Annotated in this window: 13 protein-coding genes; all 13 read right to left on the minus strand. The window is 32.2% G+C overall.

Annotated features, from left to right (window positions below):
• Positions 1-55 precede the first annotated feature (55 nt).
• The 13 genes from DWX74_RS00735 to xseA all read right to left on the minus strand — a co-directional run bounded on the left by DWX74_RS00735 (position 56) and on the right by xseA (position 12,948).
• Positions 56-1,126 (minus strand): DUF3866 family protein, encoded by a 1,071-nt coding sequence (locus DWX74_RS00735; RefSeq protein WP_118548187.1) that lies wholly within the window; start codon positions 1,124-1,126, stop codon positions 56-58.
• Between the two features lie 6 nt (positions 1,127-1,132).
• Positions 1,133-1,957 carry a glycosyl transferase gene (locus DWX74_RS00740; protein WP_118548189.1) on the minus strand — a complete coding sequence of 275 codons (825 nt, stop codon included), beginning with the start codon at positions 1,955-1,957 and terminating at the stop codon, positions 1,133-1,135.
• Positions 1,957-2,655: a glycosyltransferase family 2 protein gene (locus DWX74_RS00745; protein WP_118548191.1), complete on the minus strand. Its 699-nt coding sequence runs from the start codon at positions 2,653-2,655 to the stop codon at positions 1,957-1,959. The genes DWX74_RS00740 and DWX74_RS00745 overlap by 1 nt, the downstream gene beginning before the upstream one ends.
• Before the next feature lie 10 nt (positions 2,656-2,665).
• The gene (locus DWX74_RS00750) at positions 2,666-3,538 is read right to left on the minus strand and encodes a copper transporter (protein WP_118548193.1); all 873 of its coding nucleotides are present in this window, start codon (positions 3,536-3,538) and stop codon (positions 2,666-2,668) included.
• Positions 3,539-3,559: 21 nt separating this feature from the next.
• On the minus strand, positions 3,560-4,681 hold the full coding sequence (steA, locus tag DWX74_RS00755; RefSeq protein ID WP_118548195.1) for a putative cytokinetic ring protein SteA: 1,122 nt from the start codon (positions 4,679-4,681) through the stop codon (positions 3,560-3,562).
• A gap of 155 nt (positions 4,682-4,836) precedes the next feature.
• Positions 4,837-5,313, minus strand: coding sequence for a sporulation initiation factor Spo0A C-terminal domain-containing protein (locus DWX74_RS00760; RefSeq protein ID WP_158573209.1), 477 nt, complete (start codon positions 5,311-5,313; stop codon positions 4,837-4,839).
• A gap of 64 nt (positions 5,314-5,377) precedes the next feature.
• Entirely contained in the window at positions 5,378-7,063 is a 1,686-nt protein-coding gene (gene recN / locus DWX74_RS00765; protein ID WP_118548199.1) for a DNA repair protein RecN, read from the minus strand.
• A 143-nt stretch (positions 7,064-7,206) separates the two neighbouring features.
• Positions 7,207-8,019, minus strand: a complete 813-nt coding sequence (locus tag DWX74_RS00770) for a TlyA family RNA methyltransferase (protein WP_118548201.1) — start codon at positions 8,017-8,019, stop codon at positions 7,207-7,209.
• 44 nt (positions 8,020-8,063) lie between these two features.
• Entirely contained in the window at positions 8,064-9,920 is a 1,857-nt protein-coding gene (gene dxs, locus DWX74_RS00775) for a 1-deoxy-D-xylulose-5-phosphate synthase (protein ID WP_118548203.1), read from the minus strand.
• 19 nt (positions 9,921-9,939) lie between these two features.
• The gene (locus DWX74_RS00780; protein WP_118548205.1) at positions 9,940-10,377 is read right to left on the minus strand and encodes a divergent PAP2 family protein; all 438 of its coding nucleotides are present in this window, start codon (positions 10,375-10,377) and stop codon (positions 9,940-9,942) included.
• A gap of 21 nt (positions 10,378-10,398) precedes the next feature.
• Positions 10,399-11,286: a polyprenyl synthetase family protein gene (locus tag DWX74_RS00785; RefSeq protein WP_118548207.1), complete on the minus strand. Its 888-nt coding sequence runs from the start codon at positions 11,284-11,286 to the stop codon at positions 10,399-10,401.
• A gap of 21 nt (positions 11,287-11,307) precedes the next feature.
• Positions 11,308-11,526 (minus strand): exodeoxyribonuclease VII small subunit, encoded by a 219-nt coding sequence (gene xseB, locus DWX74_RS00790; protein ID WP_118548209.1) that lies wholly within the window; start codon positions 11,524-11,526, stop codon positions 11,308-11,310.
• A 21-nt stretch (positions 11,527-11,547) separates the two neighbouring features.
• Complete coding sequence (gene xseA, locus DWX74_RS00795; protein ID WP_118548211.1) at positions 11,548-12,948, minus strand: exodeoxyribonuclease VII large subunit; 1,401 nt, start codon at positions 12,946-12,948, stop codon at positions 11,548-11,550.
• Positions 12,949-12,958 lie beyond the last annotated feature (10 nt).

Below are 12,958 nucleotides of genomic sequence, written 5' to 3' on the forward strand. Positions count from 1 at the left end.
ATGCCCTCATACGAAATCTTTTAAAGTCAGGTTCTTTAATCCCAAAATTTTAGAATTATTTATTTTCTGTTATATAAATCGCTACAGACGACGCTGAGTCAAAGAATTCACTATCCTGTTCGTAGTTTCTTCCCATGCTCTTAACTTTTAGTCCATAGCTATCTATATCTTCTTTTGTTCTATTATTTTTTATGTATTCTATTTTATGTTTTTCGTCTAATTTATTTTCTTTTATCTGATTTTTTATTATGCTATCTTTTTCCTCACTATAAATAGTTATTGGTATTTCAACCCCTACATTAACTATTTCATCAAATATAGTTATACTGTGGTGAGATATCCCTCTATGTCTATCTCTCATATCAGCAAAACTTATTCTAGGTATTGCTATAGGTCTACCACCTAATTTTGATATTGCATCTAATATTGGTCCTTGTTCAATTCCTGTAAATCCGTATTTTGTACCAGTTCCAGCAATTCCAGGTCCCATACTTATAAATACAGCATCTGCTTTAGCTATTTCTTTAGCAGTTATTAAAGCTGTATATATGTTTATACATTCGTAATCTCCACCAAATGCATTTCCAAATGTTATTGTAGAGTCTATTAATCCTTTGTCCTTTAGTGTAGCTGCATTCATACTGAAATATATAGGAAGTGCAGCTCCGTCAGTCATTATGTATACTAGTTTTTTGTTTGGATTAAGTCTTTTGTACGTTGCTGCAAATGGAGTTAACATACTGTGCAGAGTTCCAACAACTACAGGCATTCCATCAAGTGTTTCAAATTTTTCAAATACATCGTGGTATTTGCTTTCGTGATCCTCAACTGAGTCAACCCTAACCTGCATAGGAGTATATCTAAGCTTCATTATGTGCCCCTGACCTTCTAAATTAGCCTCCATGTTGTCTAGGTTAGATATTACATAGTGATATCCACCTGTACCAAGAGAAAGCTCTACAGCTGTCGTATTTAGAAGCACCTTATCTCCAACTTTTACTTCTCCAGTCATTTTAGGATAGTTGTACGCTCTAAATATTTCTCCTTTTATTTCAACTCTTATATCGTCAAGCTGTCCATTTTGTTTCTTTATTTCAACTACATCGCCGATTTTTCTACTCAACATAAATGACTACCTTCCTAATCTGTCCAAGAAATTAAGGACTTTATTTTTTTCTATTATCTTAGTTAGGGAATATTTTTCAGTTAAGATATGTATAAGTACTAAGAATACTAACCAACCTATTTTAACATTTATAGAATATCCAAGTGCCATAAATATACCTATTGATATACCAAGCACATTTGAACCAGCATCCCCCATCATACACTTAGCTTTTAAATCCTGATTGAAGTAAGCAAGCACTGCTGGAACTATTAAGAATGGTAGTATTCTTGTAAATCCAGTAAGTGTAGCTATCATGACAATCATTATAACTAAATATACTTTTATAGCTCTTCCCGGTCTTAAATCCATTAAGTTCATAAGATTTGTAGAAAGTGCTATTATAAGTGTATTTAAAACTATTTCAGGTATGCTTCTTGTTAAGACTACTGATATTAATAATCCAACAAACCCTCCGTAAAGTGCTTTAAATCCACCTGTTGTAAGAGTTCCTTTAAAAAGACTTTTGAAATGTCCTTTTAAACCACTTACATTTCTATTTCCTATTATATCGTCCATTATCCCTGCAAATGACATAGATAAAGTTGCAAATAAGAACATAAATAGGTATTTCATATGCTCAGGATCTCTATCTATATAAGCAAGCACCATAGCTGATATAACAAGCATTGGAACGAATACTATCCCCATACTTACAGGTATCATATCCTGTTTGTAGTTAGGTCTAACTATTTCGCCTTCTATTAACATTTTTTTGAACATAGGAATTATAAGAAGAGTACCTACAAATCCTACTAATGCAAGTATAAGCATAATGTATATATCTGCCATTACTTAGCACCCCATTCCTTTTTCTTCTGTCTTACAACCTTTTTAATATGGTAATACTGTTTACCTCTGTGGATAAATCCTTTTAAATCTCTTCCAGTTTCATTGTGAGTCATTTCCACTGGAACTTCTTTAATTCTGTATCCCCATTTTAATATGTCTATAGACATACCAACTTCGACACCGTATCCATAAGGTATTGTGTCAAATCTTTCTATTACTTCTTTTTTGAATATTCTCTGACCTGATATACTGGCATTTAATTCAACACCAGTCATTTCATATACAGATTCTTTAGCTAGTCCTTTTACAAGTCCTAAACCACCCTTTTTCTTAGCTCCAGGGAACTGTGCTATTGTCACATCTGCCTCATCATCGAATACTGGTTTTATTATTTTTATTACTTCTGAAGAACAAGACCCTAAGTCTGCATCTAAAAATCCTATTATATCTGCATTTTTTAGAGCTTCTTTTAGACCAAAGTTAAGGGCATATCCCTTACCTCTATTTTTATCAAGTCTAAATACTTTTACTTTTTCGCTGTCTACACTCTTAGCTTCTGCTTCTGTGTTGTCAGAAGAACCATCGTCGACAACTATTATTTCATTTATTTCTTCTATACCAACAATCCCTTCAAGAGTAGCTTTTATTCTGCTACCCTCGTTGAATGCTGGCATTATTATACTTGTATAATGTTCCATTTTTTTCTCCTTATTTTTCCATTGGGATTAGAGAAGATGCTGTATCTAATCTTCCGAAATTACCTACAAGATTTTCATCCTGTATTAGAGCTACTAAAGAAAGTACTCCTGTTTTTTCATCTATATTATCTACAGTTGCTGCTTTATTTTTAGCATACTGTTCAACGTATGAAGTCTTAGCTCCTGTTGCCTGTGCTTCAACTACATATTTATTTTCAGATTTTAATTTTGATACTACAAATTTGTCAAGTTCGTTGAACTGTTTTGCTGGATCTGATGATTCTGATGATGCTGATATTACAACAGATGAGAAGTTTGCAATATCTTCATTTTCAGAGTTTAAGTCTATCATTTTTAATTCTTCTAGTGGAGCTAAAGATTCAGCGTTACCTCTTTTTACTATGTCGAATACATAATTCACTACATCTTCAGTTGATTTAAATTTTTCTCCAGTTTTTTCAGCGGCCTGTTTTATCAATTCTTTATCAGTTATTTCTTTATTGAATATTAATTCAAAAGATACTGAACCATCATAGTGATTTACTATTTTTTTTAATTTATCTACATTTTCTGTTCTACCGTAAGTAGATACAACAGCAACTTTTTTACCTGATAAAGAGCCTGACATTAAGGCATCTGCATTTTCATTTACATACTCTACTAAAGCATTGTACTTTTTATCAGTATTTTTTAAGTCAGATGATAATGTATCATTTTCTTCCTGGATACTGTTGAATTCTTCATCAAGCTGCTCTATTATAGCTGCCTGCTGTTTGTTCATTTCTTCGTTATTGTTTAGATTGAACCCAACAAGTATCCCTATACCTAACGCTAGGAATATTGCCCCAATCGAAACAATGTAGTATTTCATATTTATATGCATAATATTTTCCTCCTGCTAAAACTACATATTAAGCATTATTCTTAATTTTAATTGAATAAGCTGTATAAACTGCTGCATTCTTGGAGATAGTGATGCCAGTATTAATACTGGGAATAATGCAGTAGCTATTAATGCCCAAATATATTTTATTTTTAATTTACTTCTGTATAAAAGGTTAACGCCTTTTGCATCTATAAGCTTTGCACCTATTTTCATTCTAACTAGAAATGTACTCGCCATACCTTTTCTACCTTTTTCAAGGAAGTCTATTATATTAGAATGAGTTCCAAGTGCAACTATAAGCTCAGCATTATATTCATATGCTATAAGCATAGCTATGTCCTCACTTGTTCCTGGTGCTGGGAATACTACAGCATCAAGTCCTAAATCCTGTACTCTTTTTAGTCCAGGTGCTCTACCATCTGTGTATGCATGTACAACTATTTCTCCAGCTGCCTTTAATGATTCATCGCTTACACTATCCATATCCCCTACAACAACATCTGGTTTATATCCAAATTCCATAAGTGCATCTGCTCCACCATCAACACCTACTAGAATAGGTTTTACTTCTTCAATATAAGAAATCATTGTAGCTAAATCTTCCTTATAATCCTGTCCTCTTACAACTATAAGTACTTGTTTTCCCTGATATTTTGTTTTAACTTTAGGTATTTCAACTTCACCAAGTATAAAACCTTTTTCTTTTTTAGCATACTCTATAGTATTGTCTATAAATCTATCTAGTTCTTCACCTAAGTTATCATACGCTAACTTTATCTGAACAGATACTTTTTCTCTAGTAAGTACATCTCCTTCTCCTATTAGCTCATCACCACGGAATATTTTTCCATCCTCTACTAGTAATGTTTCGCCTTCAGATACATTGTTAAAAAGATCTTCTCCTACTCTATCTATTATAAGTATGTTGTTTTCTGTTAAAATCCCAGGTCCCTTGTTAGGATATCTACCACTTATAGACTCAGCAGCATTTATAACTAATTTGACCTTAGCTTCAACTAAAGAATTTGCTGCAACCTCATCTATATCAACATGGTTGATGACTGCTATCTCACCAGGCTGAATTCTTTTAGCAAGCTTCTTTGTTTTGCGGTCTACCCTTATCGGTGCCTTGACTATCATATCAAACCCTCCAAATTTCATAAAATCACATTATATTATACCATATTTTTTTATTTAAATATAAATTTTTATAAAAAAAATAGGGAAGTTGATTTTATCAACTCCCCTAATATAGACTTATTTTTCTTTATTTAACCTTTTAACTTTATAATATTTTAATGTTTTTTCCACATATAAGGACTTTTTATAGTTTTAGAGTTTCTTATTTTTTCAGCTGCACAAAATACAAATTCCATATTTGTAGGAATATCATTTTTAGAAAAAATATCACACCCTAAAATTTGATTGAGCTCCTCATAATCCCTATTCTTTTTTAAATCTTGTATAGCATATCTAATACTTCTCTCTATATTTGTCTTTTCGGTATTATTTTTATTTGCTATAGCACCTATAGTAGTGCTATCCTCTTTTATATCGTACTTTGTATCTCTTAAAAGCTCAATATATATAGATTCCTTTATATACCTATACCCTTTTAATTTCGAGCGAATTCCCAAATAATTTATAAATTCGCTTGTATCTGCTTCTATTGAACTTATGCAACGTATATCATCAATATTCAATTCTTCATATTGATCTTCTTCTATATACCAGCATATAGTATTATATAATGGTCTATCAATATACCTCATTTTTTCTCCCCCATTTCTCCCAAGTTTATTGATAAGTTTACCTATTATACTTATATAAATACAACTATCTACATTTGTATTCTTCTGCAAGAGAAAGTATTTCTTTTGCATGCTCGATTGTTTTTTCTGTTATCTGCTTTCCAGATATAAGTCTTGAGATTTCTCTCTTTCTACCATCGGCATCCAATTTTTCAACAATGGTAAATGTTCTTTCACCGTCTGTTTTCTTTTCTATACAATAGTGCGTATCCGCGTTGGCTGCAATCTGTGGAAGGTGTGTTATACAGATTATCTGCTTCTTAGTTGCTATATCAGATAATTTTTCACCTACATTCTGTGCGGCAATACCACTTATTCCTGTATCAATTTCATCAAATACCAATGTTTCTATCTCATCTGTATCAGCTAAAATTGTTTTAAATGCAAGCATAAATCTCGATATCTCCCCACCTGAAGCAACCTTAGAAATAGGTCTTAAATCCTCTCCAACATTGAAAGAAATCATAAATTCTGCAAAATCTCTTCCCTCTGCAGTAAAATCTCTATCACTAAACTCTGTACAGAATCTTACATTTTTCATATCCATACTATCTAGCTCTTCAATTAGAAGTGCAGCCATCTTTTCAGCTTGCTCTTTTCTAATTTCGGTTAATACTTCTGATTTTTTGTATAGCTCTTTTTCTATAGATTCTAATTTTTCCTTTAATCTCTCTTTTTCCTCATCTCTATTTAAAATATCGTACAATCTTTTAGATATTTTTTCGTGGAATTTAAAGATATCCTCTATAGTATCCCCGTATTTTCTTCTAAGATTATTAATATCATTTAATCTAATTTCTATCTGCTCAAGTTCATACGGTTCAAAATTTATACTATCCTTATAATCCCTTATTTCTCCAGATAAATCCTGAAGCTCATACATTATTCTCTCTACCTCATTGTAAATATCCCCTATTTTCTTATCAAAAGACGCTATAGAAGATAACTCACTTACAACTCTACCTACTATATCAATAGCATTTATCTCGCTATTGTGGATTGCTTCATATGATACATTTAGATTATTGAATATTTTTTCGCTGTTTCTGAATACATCCCTCTTTTGGATAAGATCTTCATATTCTTCAGGATTTAGATTTGCCGCTTCTATCTCATCAATTTGGAATTTTAGCAAATCTATTTCCCTCTGTATTTCCATCTCATCTTTATTGTCATTCAATCTTAATAGCTCTGACTTCACCTTAGAATACTCAGAATAAAGCTCTTTATAATCCATTTTTTCATCCACTATTGTTTCTCCAGCAAATGCATCTATAAATTTCAAATGTCTGCTTGGATCAAATAACAACTGGTTTTGATGCTGCCCGTGGACATCTATTAAGTATGATACTATCTCTTTAAGCAGAGATAGTTTAACAGTTCTTCCATTGACCCTAGCAGTACTCTTCCCGTCAGAATATATTACTCTGGCTATAGTAATAATTCCGTCTTCCATATCAATATCATTTTCAGACATTATTCTTTTTAAATTTTCATTTTCAGAATAAAAAACTGTTTCTACAAAACCTTTATCAGTTCCTTTTCTTAAAAATGATTTATCATATTTATTTCCAAGACACAGACCTAACGCATCTATTATTATAGATTTACCAGAACCTGTTTCCCCTGTCAAAATATTCAAGTTTTTGTCTATAGTGAGCCTCAGCTCCTCTACAAGAGCACAATTTTTCATATATATTTCGAGAATCAAACCAATATGTAGTATACCTATATACTACAAACTCACCTCCAAGCTCACAAATCATATCGATTTGGTGCAAATTTTTACGTCTTTAATATTTAATTTATAAAATTTATTTTTTATGAATTAGCAAAATAACCCTATATTACGGGTTATTTGCTAAGCTGATGCGATTTTTCAACAACTTCTCTTATATTTTCAAAGTGTTTTTCTCTATCATAAGTAAATCCTTCATTAGATGTACATAGATGTATTAAGTATTCTATATTTCCTTCTGGCCCTTTTATAGGCGAGAAATCTAGATTTTTAATAGCAAATCCATTTTCTACCGCAAAATCAGAAATCATTTCTATAACTTCTATATGAGTTGAAGTTTCCCTTACGACACCTTTTTTACCAACTTTTTCTCTTCCTGCTTCAAACTGTGGTTTTATAAGAGCTACTATTTCTCCACCATCTCTAAGTAGTTTTTTAGCTACAGGAAGTACTAATTTTAATGATATAAATGATACGTCTATAGAAGCAAAATCTGGGAATTCTTTTAAATCCTCAGTTGTGACGTTTCTTATGTTAGTTCTTTCCATACAAACTACTCTTTCATCACTTCTAAGCTTCCATGCTAACTGTCCATATCCAACATCTATAGAAAATACCTTTATAGCTCCGTTCTGAAGCATACAATCTGTAAATCCTCCTGTAGACGCTCCTATATCCATACAAATTTTTCCCTCTAGTGTAAGGTCAAAATTCTTCATAGCCTTTTCTAATTTTAATCCCCCTCTACTTACATAAGGGATTGGATTTCCTTTAACTTCTATATTTGCATCTTCCTTTACTTCTGTTCCAGCCTTGTCACATCTCTGATTATCTACAAAAACTAATCCAGCCATTATAGCTTTTTTAGCTCTTTCTCTACTTTCAAAGTAACCCTGCTCAACTAGAAGCACATCTATTCTTTTCTTCATATTAATCCTTTCCAGAATTTATACTCTATATACAATTATAAACTCTAAATTTTTTTTATTCTTTCTACAATTTTATTTGCTGATATTCCAGCTAATTCCTGTAGCTCTTCGCAGCTACCATGAGGAATAAATTTTTCTGGTAATGCTATGTTAATTACCTTGTTATTATATTCCTTTTCTGACGCATACTGCAATATCCTGCTTCCAAAACCACCGATGATTATATTATCCTCGACAGTAATAATATTTTTATATTTAGAAAACATCTCATCTAATAACTTTTCATCAATAGGTTTTAAGAATCTAGCATTTACAACACCAACACTTATACCTTCTTTTTCTAGCACCTCGGCTGCTTCAAGAGCATTTTTAACCATATTCCCTATAGCTAAAATTACTGTATCTTTTCCTTCTTTTAAAACCTCATATGTACCAGTTTCTATTTTTCCATATTTTCCAACATTTAACTCATAACAATTTCCACGAGGGTATCTTATAGCACATGGTCCATCTATTTCTAGAGATAAATCCATCATAGACATAAGCTCTTTTGAATCTTTTGGAGCCATAACAGTAATTCCTGGTATACTGTTTAAATACGATAAATCAAATTCTCCATGATGTGTTTCCCCATCATTTCCTACAAGACCAGCTCTATCTATAAGGAATGTAACATTTTTTCCTGTAATACAGACATCGTGTAAAACCTGATCGTACCCTCTCTGAAGGAATGAGGAATATACCGCAAAATAAGGCTTCATTCCATTTTTCGCAAGTCCCGCAGAAAATGCAACTGCGTGCTGTTCTGCAATTCCCACATCGTAATATCTATTAGGATGATTTTTTTCAAATATATTAAGCCCTGTTCCTGAAGGCATAGCAGCAGTTATTGCTACTATTCTATCATCTATACAACCCATCTGAGATAGCTTTTCTCCAACAGCTGCAGATATGCTTTTTTTATCAGATGGTTGTACACCAACTTTTATATCAAACTTAGAAACACCATGGTATTTATCTGGATGTTCCTCAGCATATCTATATCCTTTACCTTTTTTAGTTATAACATGTAAAAGCATAGGGCCTCTTCTTTCCTTTGCATTTTTTAAACAAGCTATTAAATCACTTATACTATGACCATCTATAGGACCATAGTATTTAACCCCTATAGAATCAAAAAATGCACATTCTTGTGGTACAAAACTATACATTATAGTATCTGTGAGTCTGCTTGCAGCTCTAGATATCTGCCCTCCTGTACTAGTCATATTTAAAAATCTATCTACTTCACCTTTCATTTTGTGAACTTTAGAATTTCTAATCAAACCAGACATATAAGTAGACATCCCACCTACATTTTTATCTATAGACATTTCATTGTCATTTAGAATAATAATCATATCGTTTTTTATATACCCAAGCTGGTTTATAGCCTCAAGAGCCATACCACCAGTTATAGAACCATCACCTATAACAGCTATAACACTTCCATCTTCACCTTTTATATCCCTCGCGCACGCAAGTCCAACTGCTGTTGATATAGAAGTAGAGCTGTGTCCAGTATCTATTATATCGTGACAACTTTCTTTTTCTTTAGGAAATCCACTCATCCCATCAAGCTGTCTTAATGTGTCAAATTTATCTTTTCTTCCTGTAACAATCTTATGTACATATGACTGATGACCAACATCCCATACTATTTTATCTTTCGGACTATCAAACACTTTATGCAGTGCCAATGTCAATTCAACTACTCCTAAATTAGAAGCTAAATGTCCTCCTGTTTTTGATACAGATCTCACTAAAAACTTTCTTATATCCTTTGCAAGAAGATCTAGTTCCTCTATACTCATATTTTTTATATCTTTAGGAGAGTTTACTTTATCCAAATATTTGTACATTATCCTCACCTCTACTTTATTACATAAGTACAAGTGCCACTATTATTCCTAATATAGCACCACCTAAAACCTCAAAAGGCGTATGTCCAATAAGTTCCTTTAATTTTTCATTTTGTATTAATTTACCGTGTTGAAGGTCTTCTAACATCTGATTTAATATAGTTGCCTGTTTACCTACAGCTCTTCTAACTCCTGCTGCATCGTACATTACAATAGCAGCAAAAACTACAGCTATTGCAAAGTTTGTAGAGTGGAACCCCTCTACCATTCCAACAACAGTAGCTAAACTAGTTACAAAAGAAGTGTGAGAACTAGGCATTCCTCCAGATGTAGTTATTCTTTTTATATCTATTCTTTTTTCTTTTCCAGTAAATATTTTTATAAACTGAGCCAAAAAACACGCTATTATACTTATAGCCAATGCTCCGTTATGTGAAAATTCCATAAGGTATTTCATAATATACCTCCTTATCAAAAATTAGTGATCTCTAGATAATATATAATCAGCTAAACCATCTAGGAATCCTGTATCATCAGTTACCTTTGATATACTTCTTTTAGCATCCTCAATTAATTCTGTAGCTATTTCTCTAGATTTTTCAAGTCCCATTAAAGATGGATATGTAGATTTATTATTTTCTATATCACTTCCAACATGTTTTCCTAGCTTAGCTTCATCACCTACTATGTCTAGTATGTCGTCAACTATCTGAAATGCTAACCCTATTTTATTTGCATAATCTGTTATAAGTTCCATCTGTTTTTCATCAGCTCCACCTATAGCAGCTCCTGCTCTCATACAGCCTACCATCATGGCTGCAGTTTTATTTTCGTGTATATAGTCTAATTTTTCCTTAGGTATCTGCATATTTTCACTCTGAACATCTACAACCTGTCCACCTACCATACCGTATATACCTGCTCCTTTTGCTATTTCATATGTAGCTCTTAAATATCTTTCTGGATTTTCTTTTCCTATAGATTCTTTAAGCATTGTTTCATACGCAAAGTTAAGAAGTGCATCTCCTGCAAGTATTGCCATAGCCTCACCAAATACTTTATGGTTTGTAGCTCTACCTCTTCTTAAATCGTCATTATCAAGCGCAGGAAGGTCATCATGTATTAGAGAATATGTATGTATCATCTCTATAGCTGCTGCAAATGGAATTGCATTGTCTGTATCTCCACCAACTATTCTACAAGCTTCAAGAGTAAGAACTGGTCTTAATCTCTTTCCACCTGAGCTTAAACTATAATTCATTGCTTCCATTATAGTTTTCTGATAACCAACTTCCTCTGGCATATACTTTTTAATAATTTCTTCAGCATATTTAGCTCTTATTTTTAATTCTTCTTTAAAGTCCATTTTTATTTCCTCCTAAACAAACTATTTTTCAAAATCTTCTTCTAATCCTAATTCATTAAACTTCTTAACCTTCATTTCAGCCTCATCTAAAAGAGCCTTACATCTTCTATATAAAGCTATTCCTTCTTCGTACATCTCAAGTGATTTATCAAGACCCGTACTCTTATCTTCTAATGCTCTTAAAACTTCTTCTAATCTTGAATACGCTTGTTCATAAGTCATATTTTCTATATTGTTCATTTGATTACCTCTCAATTCAAATTATTTCTTTTCTATAGAATTAACTGTACAGTTTGCACTCCCGTCGCTCATCATAATACTCAAAGACTCACCAACATTTATGTCTTCTGTACTGTTGACTGTTTTTCCTTCTTTTTGTACCATACAGTATCCTCTATCTATCGTAGCTAATGGACTTAAGCTATGTAGTAAAGCTCCTGTATTTCTCATATTTTCTTTCTTACTGCTCATAATCTGTTCCATACTATTAACCATATTCACAGATGCAGTATCTAATCTATATTTTTCAATATCTATTTTATTAGATATACTATTTTCAATTCTATTTGCTATAACCTTTAAATTATTCTTACCCTCTTTTATAACTTCATTCTTAACTATAGAACAAATTTCCGAAAAATTATTTTCTAGCTGATACTTTTCTTTTTCTATCTTAGACTCTATAGCTCTAGTCAATTTATTTGAAATTAACTCTAAGTTACTCTTTCCTAAATTGATAACATCATTTTTTACAATAGTACATATAGCATTAAACGTATTATCAGCTTTATTTCTATCTCTCTCTATAACTGAAGACATATTGTTTTTTATCCGATTTTTACAATTATCTAGTCTATATAACACTTCATTCAAATCTGGCACTGCAATTTCTGCCGCTGCAGAAGGTGTTGGCGCTCTCATATCTGATACAAAATCGCAAATAGTGTAGTCCACTTCATGTCCAACTGCAGAAATTATAGGTATATCTGATGCAAATATAGCTCTTGCCACCTTTTCTTCATTAAAAGACCAAAGCTCTTCAAGTGAGCCCCCACCTCTACCAACAATCATAGTGTCTACATTCTGCATCTTATTGAAAAATTCTATCCCCTTTACAATTTCATCCGCAGAATTTGCTCCCTGCACAGCAACTGGGTACAAATATACATTAACCTTAGGGAACCTTCTCCTAACAACATTTATTATATCTCTAATTACCGCACCTGTTTGTGATGTTACAACACCTATACTCTTGGGCATATAAGGTATTTTTTTCTTAAACCTCGGATCAAATAGCCCTTCCCGATTTAACTTCTTCTTCAATTTTTCAAATTCTATATGAAGGTTACCTACTCCATCTTTTTCTACTTTTCGTATATATAACTGATAAGCTCCATCTCTTTCGTATACCGATATATATCCATTAGCAACTATTTTCATTCCATCTTCTAGCTGTAATGACTTGTCGTAATTTCCCTTAAAAATTACACACTTCATCTTAGATGTTTCATCTTTTAATGTTAGATATACATGTCCGCTAGAATTTATCTTAAAGTTGGAAATCTCACCTCTAACCTTTAAGTTGTATAATATTGGATCATTAGATAAAACTTTCTTTATATATGAATTTGCCTCGCTTATTTCAAGTGCTCTAATTTCCATATTTAATTCT

It is taken from the genome of Peptoclostridium sp. AF21-18 (genome assembly GCF_003478825.1).
GTDB lineage: Bacteria > Bacillota > Clostridia > Peptostreptococcales > Peptostreptococcaceae > Peptacetobacter.

Bases quoted from the DNA above. Each gene is read 5' to 3' on its own strand.
- xseB (WP_118548209.1), bottom strand. From the start codon at position 11,526: ATGAACAATATAGAAAATATGACTTATGAACAAGCGTATTCAAGATTA.
- DWX74_RS00760 (WP_158573209.1), bottom strand. From the start codon at position 5,313: ATGAGGTATATTGATAGACCATTATATAATACTATATGCTGGTATATA.
- steA (WP_118548195.1), bottom strand. From the start codon at position 4,681: ATGATAGTCAAGGCACCGATAAGGGTAGACCGCAAAACAAAGAAGCTT.
- DWX74_RS00740 (WP_118548189.1), bottom strand. From the start codon at position 1,957: ATGGCAGATATATACATTATGCTTATACTTGCATTAGTAGGATTTGTA.
- dxs (WP_118548203.1), bottom strand. From the start codon at position 9,920: ATGTACAAATATTTGGATAAAGTAAACTCTCCTAAAGATATAAAAAAT.
- DWX74_RS00750 (WP_118548193.1), bottom strand. From the start codon at position 3,538: ATGCATATAAATATGAAATACTACATTGTTTCGATTGGGGCAATATTC.
- xseA (WP_118548211.1), bottom strand. From the start codon at position 12,948: ATGGAAATTAGAGCACTTGAAATAAGCGAGGCAAATTCATATATAAAG.
- DWX74_RS00770 (WP_118548201.1), bottom strand. From the start codon at position 8,019: ATGAAGAAAAGAATAGATGTGCTTCTAGTTGAGCAGGGTTACTTTGAA.
- DWX74_RS00785 (WP_118548207.1), bottom strand. From the start codon at position 11,286: ATGGACTTTAAAGAAGAATTAAAAATAAGAGCTAAATATGCTGAAGAA.
- DWX74_RS00735 (WP_118548187.1), bottom strand. From the start codon at position 1,126: ATGTTGAGTAGAAAAATCGGCGATGTAGTTGAAATAAAGAAACAAAAT.
- DWX74_RS00780 (WP_118548205.1), bottom strand. From the start codon at position 10,377: ATGAAATACCTTATGGAATTTTCACATAACGGAGCATTGGCTATAAGT.
- DWX74_RS00745 (WP_118548191.1), bottom strand. From the start codon at position 2,655: ATGGAACATTATACAAGTATAATAATGCCAGCATTCAACGAGGGTAGC.